Source organism: Cupriavidus sp. 05L310 (assembly GCF_056398185.1).
In genome coordinates this window covers 27,225-41,549 of the sequence record NZ_JBFTOX010000074.1, presented here as the reverse complement: position 1 = coordinate 41,549, position 14,325 = coordinate 27,225, and the positions used below count along the sequence as shown (strand labels likewise).

19 protein-coding genes and 1 pseudogene are annotated in these 14,325 nt (G+C 59.3%); 18 read left to right on the top strand and 2 right to left on the bottom strand.

Going from position 1 to position 14,325, the window contains the following annotated elements:
- The first annotated feature begins 66 nt into the window (after positions 1-66).
- The 5 genes and pseudogenes from AC1DS6_RS37110 to AC1DS6_RS37090 all read left to right on the top strand — a co-directional run bounded on the left by AC1DS6_RS37110 (position 67) and on the right by AC1DS6_RS37090 (position 4,443).
- A complete protein-coding gene (locus AC1DS6_RS37110) occupies positions 67-1,020 on the top strand; it encodes an ISL3 family transposase (protein ID WP_477104389.1) in 954 nt (317 codons plus the stop codon).
- A complete protein-coding gene (locus AC1DS6_RS37105; RefSeq protein ID WP_477104388.1) occupies positions 977-1,093 on the top strand; it encodes a hypothetical protein in 117 nt (38 codons plus the stop codon). Before AC1DS6_RS37110 ends, AC1DS6_RS37105 begins: the two co-directional genes overlap by 44 nt.
- A 5-nt stretch (positions 1,094-1,098) precedes the next feature.
- Positions 1,099-1,572: pseudogene (locus tag AC1DS6_RS37100) on the top strand (thiolase family protein); the annotation flags it as partial.
- Positions 1,573-1,692: 120 nt separating this feature from the next.
- Positions 1,693-2,415 (top strand): enoyl-CoA hydratase, encoded by a 723-nt coding sequence (locus AC1DS6_RS37095; protein ID WP_477104391.1) that lies wholly within the window; start codon positions 1,693-1,695, stop codon positions 2,413-2,415.
- A 330-nt stretch (positions 2,416-2,745) separates the two neighbouring features.
- The gene (locus tag AC1DS6_RS37090) at positions 2,746-4,443 is read left to right on the top strand and encodes a tannase/feruloyl esterase family alpha/beta hydrolase (protein WP_477104387.1); all 1,698 of its coding nucleotides are present in this window, start codon (positions 2,746-2,748) and stop codon (positions 4,441-4,443) included.
- Positions 4,444-4,664: 221 nt separating this feature from the next.
- Here the strand turns inward: AC1DS6_RS37090 and AC1DS6_RS37085 are convergent, their stop codons facing one another.
- On the bottom strand, positions 4,665-5,315 hold the full coding sequence (locus AC1DS6_RS37085; RefSeq protein ID WP_400102049.1) for a TetR/AcrR family transcriptional regulator: 651 nt from the start codon (positions 5,313-5,315) through the stop codon (positions 4,665-4,667).
- Between the two features lie 345 nt (positions 5,316-5,660).
- Between AC1DS6_RS37085 and AC1DS6_RS37080 the strand changes: the two genes are divergently transcribed.
- Positions 5,661-6,458: a Crp/Fnr family transcriptional regulator gene (locus tag AC1DS6_RS37080; RefSeq protein WP_441633099.1), complete on the top strand. Its 798-nt coding sequence runs from the start codon at positions 5,661-5,663 to the stop codon at positions 6,456-6,458.
- A gap of 13 nt (positions 6,459-6,471) precedes the next feature.
- On the opposite strand, the gene AC1DS6_RS37075 is transcribed toward AC1DS6_RS37080, so the two are convergent.
- Positions 6,472-6,726 carry a hypothetical protein gene (locus tag AC1DS6_RS37075; RefSeq protein WP_045239504.1) on the bottom strand — a complete coding sequence of 85 codons (255 nt, stop codon included), beginning with the start codon at positions 6,724-6,726 and terminating at the stop codon, positions 6,472-6,474.
- A 1,151-nt stretch (positions 6,727-7,877) separates the two neighbouring features.
- On the opposite strand from AC1DS6_RS37075, the gene AC1DS6_RS37070 reads away from it, so the two are divergent.
- The 12 genes from AC1DS6_RS37070 (at position 7,878) to AC1DS6_RS37015 (ending at position 14,323) form a co-directional block, all read left to right on the top strand.
- Complete coding sequence (locus AC1DS6_RS37070; RefSeq protein WP_477104386.1) at positions 7,878-8,456, top strand: hypothetical protein; 579 nt, start codon at positions 7,878-7,880, stop codon at positions 8,454-8,456.
- Between the two features lie 31 nt (positions 8,457-8,487).
- Positions 8,488-8,742: a hypothetical protein gene (locus tag AC1DS6_RS37065; protein WP_477104385.1), complete on the top strand. Its 255-nt coding sequence runs from the start codon at positions 8,488-8,490 to the stop codon at positions 8,740-8,742.
- A gap of 264 nt (positions 8,743-9,006) precedes the next feature.
- On the top strand, positions 9,007-9,435 hold the full coding sequence (locus AC1DS6_RS37060) for a hypothetical protein (RefSeq protein ID WP_477104384.1): 429 nt from the start codon (positions 9,007-9,009) through the stop codon (positions 9,433-9,435).
- Positions 9,436-9,606: 171 nt separating this feature from the next.
- Entirely contained in the window at positions 9,607-9,888 is a 282-nt protein-coding gene (locus tag AC1DS6_RS37055) for a DUF3085 domain-containing protein (RefSeq protein WP_477104383.1), read from the top strand.
- A 192-nt stretch (positions 9,889-10,080) separates the two neighbouring features.
- On the top strand, positions 10,081-10,554 hold the full coding sequence (locus AC1DS6_RS37050) for an outer membrane lipoprotein (protein ID WP_477104382.1): 474 nt from the start codon (positions 10,081-10,083) through the stop codon (positions 10,552-10,554).
- A gap of 114 nt (positions 10,555-10,668) precedes the next feature.
- Positions 10,669-10,980: a hypothetical protein gene (locus AC1DS6_RS37045; protein WP_477104381.1), complete on the top strand. Its 312-nt coding sequence runs from the start codon at positions 10,669-10,671 to the stop codon at positions 10,978-10,980.
- Between the two features lie 262 nt (positions 10,981-11,242).
- Complete coding sequence (locus AC1DS6_RS37040) at positions 11,243-11,665, top strand: hypothetical protein (RefSeq protein ID WP_477104380.1); 423 nt, start codon at positions 11,243-11,245, stop codon at positions 11,663-11,665.
- Positions 11,666-11,850: 185 nt separating this feature from the next.
- Positions 11,851-12,231 (top strand): hypothetical protein, encoded by a 381-nt coding sequence (locus tag AC1DS6_RS37035; protein WP_045239498.1) that lies wholly within the window; start codon positions 11,851-11,853, stop codon positions 12,229-12,231.
- An 11-nt stretch (positions 12,232-12,242) separates the two neighbouring features.
- The gene (locus tag AC1DS6_RS37030; RefSeq protein WP_477104379.1) at positions 12,243-12,716 is read left to right on the top strand and encodes a hypothetical protein; all 474 of its coding nucleotides are present in this window, start codon (positions 12,243-12,245) and stop codon (positions 12,714-12,716) included.
- 350 nt (positions 12,717-13,066) lie between these two features.
- Positions 13,067-13,327, top strand: coding sequence for a hypothetical protein (locus AC1DS6_RS37025; RefSeq protein WP_477104378.1), 261 nt, complete (start codon positions 13,067-13,069; stop codon positions 13,325-13,327).
- A gap of 83 nt (positions 13,328-13,410) precedes the next feature.
- Positions 13,411-14,073 (top strand): hypothetical protein, encoded by a 663-nt coding sequence (locus tag AC1DS6_RS37020; RefSeq protein WP_477104377.1) that lies wholly within the window; start codon positions 13,411-13,413, stop codon positions 14,071-14,073.
- Position 14,074: 1 nt separating this feature from the next.
- Complete coding sequence (locus AC1DS6_RS37015; protein WP_477104376.1) at positions 14,075-14,323, top strand: hypothetical protein; 249 nt, start codon at positions 14,075-14,077, stop codon at positions 14,321-14,323.
- Positions 14,324-14,325: the final 2 nt, after the last annotated feature.

Here is a 14,325-nt window from a genome sequence, read left to right as displayed (position 1 = left end):
GGTTCTTCAGACTTTCGTGTGGGTAGGTAGTACGCTTTCGCGCATGGCTTGGTAAGGAGGTGTGCGATGGACAGCGTGGAACTGTACCGGCAGCTGCTTGGCGTGACTGCGCCATGGACGGTGGAGCGTGTCGACCTGGACGTGGCGCGGCAGCATGTCGAAGTGCATGTAGGGCACTTGGAGGGACAGCGTTTTTCGTGCCCCGAKTGCGGGAAGGAATTGGCGGTCTATGACCACCTTGGAGAACGGGTGTGGCGACACCTGGATAGCTGCCAGTTCCTGACGTATCTGCACGCGCGGCCTCCGCGAGTGTCGTGTCCGGAGCATGGCGTGAGGCAAGTGAGGATGCCGTGGGCGGAGGCTGGGAGTCGGTTTACGCATCTGTTTGAAGCGCTGGCAATCGACATATTGCTGGCAACGAATGTCAAGCGAGCCGCGGAGATCTTGCGCATTACGTGGGACGAAGCCTGGCACGTGATGGAAAGAGCTGTATTGAGGGGGCGGGCGGCGAAAGCCAACGAGATGCCCCGGCTGATGGGCGTGGATGAAAAGGCAATCGCCAAGGGACATCGCTATATGACGCTGGTGTGCGATCTGGAAGAAGCGACRGTGGAATACATCGGAGAAGAGCGCAAGCAGGCCAGCTTGGCCGCTTACTTCGAGGCTTTCCCGGTGGCGTATCGGGAGGCCATTGACGCTATCAGCCTGGACATGTGGCCGGCCTACATCAACGCCTGCCAGGCCAATGTGCCTGGCGCAGACGAGAAGATGGTCTTTGACCGCTTCCACATCATGCGCCATGTCATTGAGGCGGTGGACAAAGTCAGAAAGCAGGAGCACAAGGCGTTGCTGAAAGCCGGAGACGACACCCTCGCCCGCAGCAAATACCTGTGGCTGACCAACCCGGAGAACATGCTGGAGCCGACCAGGGAACGCTTCAATGCACTGCGAGGGGTTGAATTCCAAGATCGCCACTGTGCAGAAGCGAGCCTGCGGCTATCGCAATCCGGACCACTTTAAGATCGCCGTCTACTTCCACTGCGGTGGTCTCAACCTACATCCAGCTGCGCTGACCCACACGAAAGTCGGATGAACCTCAAAAAAGGGGGGACGGTGACGCCGGCGAACTCAAGCTCGATTTCGGACGGCGCTGCTGCGTTGGTGCTGGCGCGGGAATCGACTGCCAGGAAGCTGGGTGTGCAGCCACTCGCCCGAATCGTTGGCCACGCAACACATGCACAAGCACCGGCGGAGTTCACCACCGCTCCGGTAGGGGCCATCCAAAAGCTGCTTGGTCAGACCGGCTGGTCGACCGCAGATGTCGGTTTGTGGGAAATCAACGAGGCGTTCGCTGTAGTCACGATGGCGGCGATTCATGACCTGCGCTTGGACCCTGAGACCGTCAACGTTCATGGTGGAGCGTGCGCTCTTGGGCATCCCATCGGTGCGTCTGGCGCACGGATCCTTGTGACACTTCTTGGCGCCCTCAGGAAGGCGGAAAAGAAGCGTGGCGTGGCAAGCCTTTGCATCGGCGGCGGTGAGGCAACGGCGGTTGCGGTCGAGCTGTTGTAAGGAAAGGCCATCTGCCTCGCATTCGACGCGAGGCAGGTGGCGTCGTGAAGTTGTTGGTCGGAGCCAAATGTGAGTGAAGTGGTTTTGCGAAAGACAATCGACCGGGTCGGTTTCATTTAGATCAACCGCCCGGAAGCGCTGAATGCGCTCAATGACGATGTCATGGACGGAATTGGTGCTGCTGTTGATGCGTACGAGCGGGACGACAACATCGGATGCATCGTCCTGACCGGCAATGAGCGCGCGTTTGCAGCGGGTGCGGATGTTGCGCACATGAAGGATTTCGATTTCCAGAAGGTCTACAAAGGCAACTTCATCTCGAGAAATTGGGAGAAGGTTCGGGAGGCGAGAAAACCAGTTTTGGCCGCGGTGTCGGGTTACGCGTTGGGTGGCGGATGCGAATTGGCGATGATGTGCGATCTGATCTTTGCCTCTTATGCGGCACGGTTCGGACAGCCCGAAATCAAGATTGGAACGATGCCTGGTGCTGGCGGAACGCAACGCCTGCCACGGCTTGTCGGCAAAGCCAAGGCAATGGACCTGTCTCTGACCTCGCGCATGGTTGATGCGGCCGAGGCTGAGCGTTGGGGCATTGTCTCGCGGGTCTATCCCTGCGATCGACTACTCGACGAAACGCTGGAAGCTGCCAAGCTGATTGCCAATTACTCGTTACCTGTAGTCATGATGATCAAGGAATCGATCAATCGGGCATACGAGGCATCTTTGGCTGAGGGCCTGCTCTTCGAGCGCCGCGCCTTTCATTCCACGTTTGGACTTGATGACCAGAAGGAAGGGATGTCCGCCTTCCTGTCGAAACGGCAACCAACGTTCAAGCACCGCTGACAGCGGTTAAATGCTTAAGGTGTCGAGACCACAGAGCGGCCGGCATTCCAGAACGAAAACGACTGCCAGCTTGAACAAGGTTTTCTGTACATCAAGGAGTGGCCCAACCTGAATATGGCAGGGCTACTCCAACATCTTCGACTGAATACGGCTCGAAATTTCCAATCGTCTTGCGCAAGACAATCCTGAGCAGGCCCGATCGGTATGGTCGTCATCGAGGTGCTTCGCCGCCATGCTCGTCAGTGACGACGTACCTCGCAGGACTATTTACTTGAACGAAAGCGACTCGTGGACAACTAGAAGTCCCGGCGTCTGCTAGGAGACAACGTCATGAAGTTCACCAAAGTCAGGCCGCAATGGCTTGCACCCACTGTGGCAACGCTATCGGCCTTGCTCGTCGTTGGTTGTGGAGGAGGCAGCGACTCTGTCGTAGCCGATGCCACGCCCCAGTTGACGCCAGCGCAGCAGTGCGCGGCGCTTCAAGGTTCAGCCGTACCAGCCTCCGCGATTGGTTTGCCAACGACTGGCGCCACGATCGCGTCGGCGACGCTCATTGCTGCGACGGCGTCGGGCAATACAAATGGCGAGTTCTGCAAGGTCTTGGGGGGGATTCATCCCGTGGACCCGGCCGCGCCGGACATCAAGTTCGAAGTTGATTTGCCGTCCACTTGGAACGGGAAATCTGTTCACTTCGGTGGTGGTGGGCTTGACGGGTCTGTCCCGGCCACAACAGGCTTCACAAAAACCGGCCTCACATCCTTTGGCGAACCGAAGGGGGTTCTGACTCCGCTGGCGCGCGGATATGTGACGCTTGGCAGCGATAGCGGGCATGAAGGAAGCTTTGGGGATGGCCGGTTCGCTCAGAACGATGAGGCGTTGGCGAACTATGCCGGCGACCACATCAAGAAAACGCATGATGTCGCTCTGTTTTTAACCAAGCAGCGCTACGGGGCGACGTTCGCGCATAGCTACTACATTGGTGGCTCTGGCGGCGGTCGCCAGGCGCTTATCGCTGCGCAGAAGTACGCCTCAGACTACGATGGCATCATTTCGACTTATCCCGCGTCCGGGATCATGGGGCTGGCCTTCCAAATGGGGCGCATCTCTCAGGCGTCACTTGCCCGAGGCGGCTTCATCAACGCAAACAAGGCCGCTATGCTCAAGAAGGCTGTGATGTCGGCCTGTGACAGTTTGGACGGCGCGACAGACGGCCTGATCAGCAATCCGAGTCCTTGTACGTTCGATCCGGCGACTGTGCGATGCCCGGGGGGCGCCGACACGGGCGACACTTGCCTGTCTGACGCCCAGATCAGCACTGTCAATACCATGGCCACGCCGCTGAAGACGAACTTTGATTTCGCAAACGGTATTCACAGCATTCCGGGTTACAACATCCTCGCAGGCACCGATTTCTGGAGTGGCTTCTTGTTACCGCTGGGGGACTCTCCAGCAGACGCCGTACTGGACCCTGGGACAAATGCAACTGCACAATGGTCGTTCTTCTATGCCTTCCCGAATAGCCTCGTGCGATACGCTATTGCAAGGGATCCCTCGCTCGATTTGATGTCCTTCAACTTCACGGATCCAGGGTTGCTCACCGCTAGGACACAGACGGTGAGTCAAATGATGGACTCCACGACTGTCAACCTGGACAACTTCAAGAACCGAGGTGGGAAGGTGATCCTTCAGCACGGGCAATCCGACCAGTTCATTCCGGCTCAAATGTCGATTGACTACTACAACCGATTGCTGGCGAACTATGGGCAGAATGCGTTGTCGTCATTCCTCAAGTTCTATCTGGTTCCCGGTGCCGCACATGGCACGGGTGGGCAGTTTGAGGCGGCATATGATGGGCTGACTGCTTTGGACAACTGGGTCACGAAAGGCACGGCTCCGCAAAATCTCGTCGTTACCGACTTGAACCCGCCCACTGCGGGACGCACTCGGCCTCTGTGCGAGTACCCCAAGTGGCCAAAGTACGTCAGCGGGGACGTGAACGCCGCATCAAGCTATACGTGCTCCAATTGATCCACTGCCTGTGACAATATTGTCACAGGCGGATCAAGTCACTTCACAACTTCAGTCCTCTTGTGCTGCCGGCCGAAAACACGAGGCCGGCAGCACATCCGCTAAGCGCAAGAGGCTTGTAGAGGTAGTCGGCGCGACAGAAATCCTTGCGGAAGGCGAGGTCGGGGGTTGAGATCGTCCTCCGCTAGCCGGTAGAGACGGTCGATTCCTGAAGGAAGCGACTACACAGTCGGAATCCTATAGGCGGGCGCCTGTAAGCCTGAAACCCCTCGCAGACAAAAAGTGATGATGGCCGAGCCGTGGGCGGCTGCCTGGACAGCATCGGCTGTAGCGTTGTTGGTGAGCGGTGCCACCAGGCCTTCGAAAAGGCAGCCGACTATGCAGTCGGCTGATGCGGCGGCATCCTGTGCAGGGAACTCGCCATTCGCCATACCCTGCTCAATGATCGTCTTGAATACCCTGGCCAGTGCTCGGTGATAAGTGAGCCGGGCAGCCTCGACATCTGGCTCAACAGGTTCAGCAACTAGGGCGTAGGCTAAGCGTCGGCCTCGCAAGGCGCGACTCGCGAACGTCCATGCGGCCGCACCAAGACGTTCTAGTGCGGTCCCATCACGCATGGCGATACCAGCTACGACGTCGACTTCCCGTTGCGCCGTCGTTTTCACGAGTTCGACCAACAACTCGGTCTTGGACGGAAAGTAGCGGTACAACGTGCCGATCGCGATGCCTGCAGCCTCGGCAATCAACGACATCTGGGCTTCTCGGAACCCAGATTCCGCCACCAAATCTCGTGCGGCTTGGAGGATCAACGGATGTTTGTCGGCACCCCGCCGGCGAATCCGAATGCGCGGAGGGCTATGTGGAATTTCCATTTCAGTTATGCCTGCTTTTCGACGAGCAATTGTGCAGTACACCGCTCACCTTTATGGTGGCCATTATAGCGCTCTCCGTACAAACACCTAGCCGTGCTTCGCTTGACAGTATCCCTTTCGGGCCATAATCTAAAGCGAATCCAGATTTCACTTAACGGAACGTCGAATCCCACTCGATCCCGACAGCTTCCCAGGTCGGAGGTCTGCCAAGGAACTGGAAGACTGGACTTCTGCACAGTGCTTGCCACATGCCAGCGGTATCAAGTCGGCGACGGGTGCTCAGCGCAAACAGGTGATCATGCAACTGCGCAATACTGGCTCCAAATGATGAACCACGTGAATGGCATGCAAGCCAAGCGAGCGGAACCGATGCGAGTTTCGCCCGTCGTCCTCTCGAAATCCAGCAGCTTGGTCGACTCCACCTTGCAGAATCGCAATGATGGTTTTTGCAAGCCTGGCCATCTAAGTCTGGAGGCGTTTCTTTTGCAGGCGCCCTGGTGCTCGAATCTGACCTCTGAGCAGAAGACTCGAGTTATGCGTGATAGCTTTGACCGATCCTACGATGCTGGTGCTGTTGCGTGCCATCGAGGGGATCCTGCCGACCACTGGCTTGCGGTGATGGAAGGGATCGTGAAGGTCGATACCGCCTCGAGAGAGGGGCGGGTTATCACATTTGCGGGCGTTCCTGCCGGCTCGTGGTTCGGTGAGGGTGTTGTGCTGAAAGACGAGCCACGGCCCTATTCTGTTGTTGCGATCCGGGATAGTCGCCTAGCATTCGTACCCAAGTCGACATTCCTTTGGCTCCTTGAGCAGAGCCACTCGTTCAGCAGATACGTGATCGACCAACTCAACGCTCGATGTGGCTACTACGTTGGACTGGTGCACAACCTTCGGCTGCATGAAGCATCTGCGCGGGTGGCATTCTGTTTGGCAGAGCTTTTCAATCAGCAGCTCTATCCAGCCACGGACAAGACGTTGGGCTTCTCCCAGGAGGAAATTGGGAGGCTTTGCGGGCTTTCAAGGCAGAACACGAATCGGGCCATCCGCGAACTGGAAGATGCAGGGTTAGTGGTTGCTGAGTATGGGTCGATTCAGATACTGGATTTGGCGGCATTGCGTAGATTCGCACACTCCGGGGATTGAAGAGGCGCAACTGTTATCGGGTCCGCACGCTGATGCGCGAGGCGGATTTGCGCGCGCGATGGAAGACGTCCAACGCAAAGTCCTTGTGCCCGCAGCGCATGCTCATGCCACCGACAACGATCGGTCGACGCCCGCCCACAAAGGGCACATTCGGATCGACGGGTCGCTGCAGCCCCTCCTGGAGGAGTTCCTTCGAGTGGAAGGCGTATTCCGGGTACCGCTCTGGCAGCAGCCAGAATCCCGGCTCGGGCACCCAAAGCGCCTCCATGGCCGGGCTTGGCCGGATGAAGGACGCGCCCCAGGCATGAGGGGTTGCGGCTCCAGTCGGGTGGGCGGCAGCGGCAGGGAAAGACCACGGTCTGCGGGCTCGGTCTCAATGCGGAGAAGCCATAGTGCACGGTAGTCCAGCCTATTTCGGTTTCCTACTCTAGAAAGAGTTAGCAGCCCCGTGCCGACTTTCTATAGCTCTTGCGACGTCGAACCACTCCCGGATCGCGTCGGCCACAACGCTTGGATCGCAAGTGGCGGCATCCGGAACGCATGCCAGAATGAGACCTTCGACGTCAAATATCCCTTCCGCCCGTGCCCGCCAGGCATCGCGGTCGCGGGCTCGGATAGCGAGGTGCAGGTCTCGGATCGGGATGAAACGCATGGCTCAGGCTGGAAATGGTGGTGTCTCGTATTGGGACGTCCGCTCCCCGATTTCTTGACCCATCTACTGCTTACGTCAACCAAAAGGCGACGGTGAACCGGACCGTCAGGTTCTGGCTCAGCGTCACGGGATTTCACGCCGTTCCGGCTAATTCCGGATTTCCAGTCCAGCAAAAGCGCACGTAGTCCGGCTAATTCCGGTTTCCTACAGAAACTGTAGTATCCGAGCCGAGTTTGACGAGGTGGGAACGCATTAGACTCAGTGAACTCTCATCGCGGCTCAACGTGATCGCCGCGAATGCAGTGAGCCTCCCTCAACCGCGTTCGGTTCATTCTTCTCGATGTTGGAAGGTCCGTTGCCAAGGCGGAGCGGCCGTTCAAGTGTCCACGCGCGTACGCCGGCGAGTGTCGGAAACTGGCGATCTCGGCCGCCCGACTCATCCACGTAACATACCGCAGTCCGGCCGCCCACCCTGGCAGCCACATTGCCATCCCATCCCACAATTCGGCGACGAGCCTTTTCCTTTCGATGGCCTGCCTGCGGCGACAAGCAATTACCTGTCGTTGGGGGGTGCAAAAGAAGATCCGTCCTGATAATATTTCGGCACTTTCCGCGTCGCCGACGCATCGAATCCTTGCCTGGCATCCGCCAGGCGTCTCGTCACCCACAGGGGCATTGTCCCTTGTGGCCGTGCTCCTATTTTTTTGGAGCACACACGTGATTCAAATCATCCAGATTGACCCGCGCGGCAGCTCAAGGCCATCGCCTTGCTCGCGCCCAAGACCGACCAACGGTATTGGCTCAATGGCGTCTTCGTCGAAGCGACTTCGACTGAAACACGCCTGGTTGCGATGGACGGGAAGCGCATGGGCGTCTTCCTAGCCGCGAAGGCCAACCAGCTAGCCGGCGCCATCCAGGCCAGCGCAATCCTTCCCCACGACGCACTCGATTTTGTGAGGCCGAGTCGCGGCAGGTTTGCGCAATTGGAGCTTCGCATCGACCCCGCCGTTCCGCGATTGGCCGAGCTTACCCACGGGGGCACCTCGTTCCAGTTCCTCACGGTTGACGGCGGGTATCCGATATACCGTCGCGCCCTGGGACCACATCGTGGCAGCGGAGAGGCTGGGCAGTACGACCCTCGCCATCTGCACGACTTCCATCGCGTCCTCGAGGCGATGGAAGGAAAGCTGCCTCCTGACCGGAATGGTGTCTACCTACACCACAACGGCAACGAAAACACGCGCGTCAGCATTAACGGGCGCGAGGATTTCGTTGGCACTGTACGACCGCGGGCATTGGAAGGCCCGGCTCATCTGCCGTGGGCCGATTCTCCATCGTTCGTTTAACCCTTTCCCACCAAGCGATATCTGACCAAACATGAACTTTATGTCTATCTTTTTGCCTTCCAACAAGAAGGGAGAACCTGCGCGCCGAATCTTTACCAACTGGCACCTGTGGTTCGCTTTCGGTGCTGTAGTTTGCTTCACAGCGGATAAGTCATTGTTACCAGCCAGGGCCATCGACAAGTACTACGACGTCGGGCTGTTCTGGTACCAGGTAGCTGCCGCCATTGTGGTATTGACCATCTTTGCGGTTATCCGCCGTAAGGCCGGGACCGACGCCGAGGCGTAGAACGCTCGGTACTACGCTGAGCTTACGTTCGACGAACTGGGCGGTATCCTGATTAACTTCGGCTCCCTGGCATTTGTGACGGCATGGGTGTCGCATGACTGGAGTCCCTTGTTCGCTAAGGCTTGAACTACGTTATCGGGTACTTCCTGATTCGAAAGTCGTAAGCTGACCTGAGCAAAGTCGAAGCCAGGCACCCGGTCAGGCTTTTTCACCCGCAGGGGCACCGTCCCTTGTGGCAGTGCCCCTCTTTTTTGGCGCACACACGTGAATAGTCTCCCCATCAAAATATTTAGGAACATCGAGAGCGGTGAGCTCGTCGAGCCCATCAAGGTATCTGTACGAGGCGGGAACATTTCCTGGCTCGAGTTTCAGCGCAAGTTTTCGCCGGTCGATCCGCCGCCGTTCAGACCTATGAAGGTCACCGGCGACTGGCTGCCACCGGAAGTCGTCATTGACGCATTCTCGAACGGGCAGCTGTGGAATGGCTGGCTCATCCCATTCTTCACCCTAGAGGCTGCACTCGCTCTGCGCGAGCACATGCCAGAGCTTTACTACAGCGAGGCGACAGACCAGTTTTGCCTACAAGGCGACGAGCCGCAGTGGTGCGGCGCCACGAACCTGACCATCGACGGAAAGGTCGTGAAGTGCTACGCCATCGGCGATAGTTATTGCTGGGAGCGCGCGGACCTGTAGTGCACGCGCTCTCGTTCGATCCGGCCGCATGACGCGTTCCGGGTTCATTCCATCCCGTAGGGGCACGGCCTCTTACGGGCGTGCTCCGTCATCACTTAAAGGAGCAATCCATGCCGCAAATCACCCTTTCCCGCGCGGAAGTCCAATCTCTCGTTACCTTCAGCGAAGAGGGTGAACACGCAGCGCTTCTTCATTGCCAAAGATCACGGCGCCTATATCGGGTGCAGCGTTGGCCCTGCGCCCTCGCAGAAACGTCTATTCTTTTTTAAGGGCTGCAATCCGGCCGTCGACAAGGACTTTTACGAGAACGCGAGGCGCGCTTTCGGCGGCGACGACTTTGGCGAGTACTTTCCCGTCGCTGACCTCGTTAAGATGCTAGCCGAGCCGGCCTGCATGAAGGTGCGCGTCACCGTCACGCGCAGCAGCATTCGCATTGACGGGCTGACCGGATAAGTTTGGGGCCATCGTCGCGCCGGCTGGCTCGAATGGACTCCCCAAACGCTGGCTTGCCTGATAACATAGCTGCACTTATCGCGTCTCCGACGCATCGACCCCCGCCGACTGTTCAGTTGGCACAGTAATTTCCCCCCCTACGGGCCATCCTGCCCGTAGGCATGTTGGCCTTTTTCGTTCTGCGAGGCCATCATGTTCAAAGCGTTTCCGATTTTCGTTGTTTTGTGCGCCCTAGTTACCGGTTGCGCCGCTCAGCAAAGCTCCCCCAATGTCTATCGCGGGTCCGAAGCTTTGCGGACTGGCGCAGCCGAACAGGTGACTGTCCTCCGAGTGCGGCCAGTTAGCATCGTTGGCAATGACGGGCCCGTATCGGCCAGCAGTGGTATGCCAGGCGTCGCCGGCGCGGTAGTCGGCGCGATTCTGGGCGCCTACGTGATCGGCAATGGCAACGGCCGCTATCTGGCTGGTGCGATGTCCGGCACGGTTTCCGGTGTCGTTGCCCAAGTGGCAGCGGATCGGTTCAGCCGGCGTGATGGCGTGGAGATCATTGTCCGGACGGACAATGGCCGCCAGCTTGCCGTCACGCAGGATGCCGACCAACAGTTCGTGTCTGGTGAACGCCTCTACCTGGTTTCAGGTGGTAGCGGATACAGACTGACGCGCTAATGACTTAGTCCGGATTCTCGGGCTTTCTTCCTTTCTCCTTCTGTCTTTTCTCCCTTGCGGGGCACGCCCCCGCTTGGGGGGATGCTTGCCTCGCGCAACCATTAAGGCATTCAAATGACAAACATCGTTGAACCCATCTTGGCTGTTGCTCCGGTCGTTACGAACGGTAAGACCGTGCAAGAGGTGGCTGCAGCACTGGGCAATACGCTCTGTGCCGCGCAACTTGATCCCGAGTGGCTGTGCGCTGCGAACTTTAGCGAGAATCGCAACGAGAAAGCCTACGGGTTGCTGCCCAGCGCGAACTGGCCGGACTGCGACAAAGGCCGCATTGTGGTCTCTGTCGTCCGCGGCCTGTCGGACAGCTGGAGCGTCCACGTCGACCTGATTCACTTCGCAGGCGTGGTGATGCGCTCGAAGCTTGCGTGAGCAAGTTGCTGATCGCCAAGGTTGCGCGCCGTGACCACGCCTGGGAAACGGCGCGGGTCTTGGCGGAAGCCTTGAACGTGGTCTGACGCAGGTCAGCAGGCGGACCATCAGTGGCTTGCCCAACCCCTACCAGGGGTTGGGCAAGCCTTTTTTGATCGCGTCTTCGACCCATCGAACCATCGTCTGGCAAATTCAGACCCTTCCATCGCATTCGCGGGACGCCTCCCGCGAAGTGGGAGCGCTCCGCATATCGGAGATCCCCATGCTGGATTCCACACTGTCTGTTCCGCAGTCCGTTACTGTGAGACGTCCCAGGGTCGCAGCTATCGATACGACCGGCCTCACGGTCGAGCAAGTCGAACTCCAGCTTTACACCATGCTGCGCGGCATGGAGCTGGAGCCCGAATGGATTACCGCCACCAATCGCTATCGCGACGATGAGCGCACCCACGGTTTGCGTGCGGACGCGCCGTGGCCGGAACTTGGCGCCCGCGATCGCATTGCTGTTTCCGTCTTCCGTGGATCGTCGGAGGGCTGGACCGTGAACGTCGATCAGATCCATCTCACGCAGGATGCCTCCGGTCCGCACTGGGCAGTACGGAAACTGCTCTGCGCGAAGGTATTCGGTCGTGACCTGGCGTTCTCGATCGCCCGGGTGATTTCGGAAGCCCTGGACCTAGTCTGAGGGGTAGGGCGCCCAAGGGGGGCGCCCGGCCTCCTCATACAAGAGCGCTTGCGGAAACGTATAACCGCTTCGGCAAACGTGATCGCGTCACCGACGCATCGAACCACGTCTGGCCTGTCCAGACCTTACCCATTGCGGGACACCGTCCCGCTGGGGATGGCTGTCCCGTTTCACCAGAGACTGCCATGAAGATCCCCAAATCCTTTACCCAACCGCACGCCCCCGGCAATGCCACAGCCTGCGCCTCCCTCAAACGTGATGCCTCCCGTGTCATCCGCCGTCTGGCGAACGACCTCGGGTTGCGTCCCCGCGAGTTCACCGTCCGCGAACGCCGTCAGCGCCGCCAGCGGGCCGATGTCTATGCCTTGCATACCGATACGCTGTACGTGCAGATTGCCCACGCGCCGCAGCAATCCGCTGCCCGCATGAGCTTTCGCACGTGCCGCGGCCGAGACGACTATACGGGTGGCCGCGACAACGCGGTTTGCCTGCAGTCGATCGGCTCGCCCGAAGGCTACGCCTCGCTCGTTGCTACGCTGCGCGTGGTGGCGGGCCGGCGCGGTTGAGGGGACTGACCATGACACGTATTGCCAAGGTCATCCTCAAATCCACCAGCGGCGACGAGTACTCGTGCTCAGTACACTATGAGCCAGACGCCAACGTTGTCACACTACCGGTGCGTCTGGACAACCTTGTCGATGCCTCCATTGCGATGGGTGAGCGTCACGTCCTTTTGCTGCTAGAAGACGGTTATCAGTTTCCGTTGGTCCGCATGGAACCGGCGGTCTACAACGTGGATCGGTCCAAGGCGGCGAAACGCGGCTGGATGGACGAAGCCAGGATGGCCGTTGCGGCTCCGACCAAGGACCAACGGTTGCAGTATGGGCGCTTCGCTCATACGCTCTCCGCTGCCGCAATCCTTGGCTTGGCTGGCTACCTTACCAGCCGGCCGGGATGGAACCTGACCGCCGTCGCGAATGGCGCAAGCCTGTTCGGTATCGCCGTTGTATTATTCGCTGTAGGAGCAGTCCTCTCGAAAGGAGAAAAGTGATGTTTGGTCCTCCTCTTTTGGTTCTTGCGTTGCTGTTTTCGGCCTACTTGCTGTGGGCAGACCGTAACGGGCGTCGCGTCCATAAGGACTGAACGCCAACCCACTGTCTTATTTCGCCCGGCAATGCCGGGCCATCAAACTGACGCACCCCTCGAGGTGCGTTTTTTTTCGTCTACCACGCGGGGCGCGTCCCTGTGGGGCAGCTCCACGACCTCAGGAGTTACCCCAACCATGATCGACCGTCTTTACGGCGCTGGCCTGGCCAGCCACCCTCCCGGTGTTCGCCTTAACGTCCAGTTGTATTCGACCAACTATCGCGCCGCGCTCACCCTCAGGTGCGCGATGACGGGATGCCGTATGGCTCGCTGACCACCAACCTGCCCGAAGTCGAGCTGGCCACTGACGAGTTTGTCGTCTCTGCTGGCTGGAACCTGCCGCGGGATTTGGCAGCCAGCTTCCTGGAAGCCGGCTTGTTCGCCGAGGCACGCCACGTTCCCTACGGTGACGGCTTCGCTTCAGTCTGGCGGATCGTTTCGCAAGAATTGCTCGATGCCATCGCGACCGCGCGAACGGAGGCCTCGGTACGGCCCCGCCGCCGCGTCGCCGCTTGAATCGAAGTATCCGAGTATTCCTCTCTCACCCACACGGGGCAACGCCCCTTGGGGGGCTTGCTTCGTGCTTAGGAGCAAGTCCCATGTACGTGATTACCTTTGATACGGGACGGGTTGAATCCCGCACCACACTGGCCGGTGTGCTGGCCTTCTTCAACTGCGACGACGACCTGCGACGACGCACACCGGTGGAGTCCGTGCGACTACGCCATATCGCCCGCGGCGACATCCCCCTCATCCGGCTGGCAAGGGGCAACTTTGCTGTCCGGCCCAAGGGTTCCATGCGCGGGATCCTCGACACCATCATCGGTGAAGTGGACCGGTTCATCCTTCGCCCGGACGGGAAAGTGCTTAGGCCTTTCGAGGTCAGCCGCGACGCCTGGCAAGCAGCAGTGGCCGCTGGTCGCCTGGGCTATTTCCCGGAGGAGGCTCTGGCGCCGGAATGCAGTGACCAGGGCACGCTGTTCGCAGATCCTGATGCAGCATTCGTCGACCCCGCCTGCTACGTGGAGCAGCAATTTCGTGCTCGTTTCGGCTTCGGCACGAACGGGCCCGAGTACTCACCCGGCGCCGGCATCAATTCGCGCCACGAGGTCCATGTCGCATATCGACCAGCGCGTGCTCGGCGCGGTGAAAACCGCCAACGACGACCTGGTGGGCCGGCTCTTCGAAGCCGTGCAGCACTTCGCCAACCGCCTGTACGGGGCTACGAACGTGCGGCTGGATGTTGCCGACAAGGTGCGTGAGTTGAGCGCACTGCTGCCCAAGCTGAACTTCTCCGGGGATCCGGCGCTCACACGCATCCTGGATGAGACGCGCGAGCATCTGGCCTGTCACACCGGGGCGGACCTTCGCAATTCGAACGACTTGCGCAAGCAGGTTGCCGAAAAAGCGATGGAGATTGAGGCACAGATGGCCGCCTTCATGGGTGGTCCGCCGCCGTCGCCGGTGGTGGCTGCGCCGACCTCGTCGATGTTTGAACTGCTGACAGGGTGAGG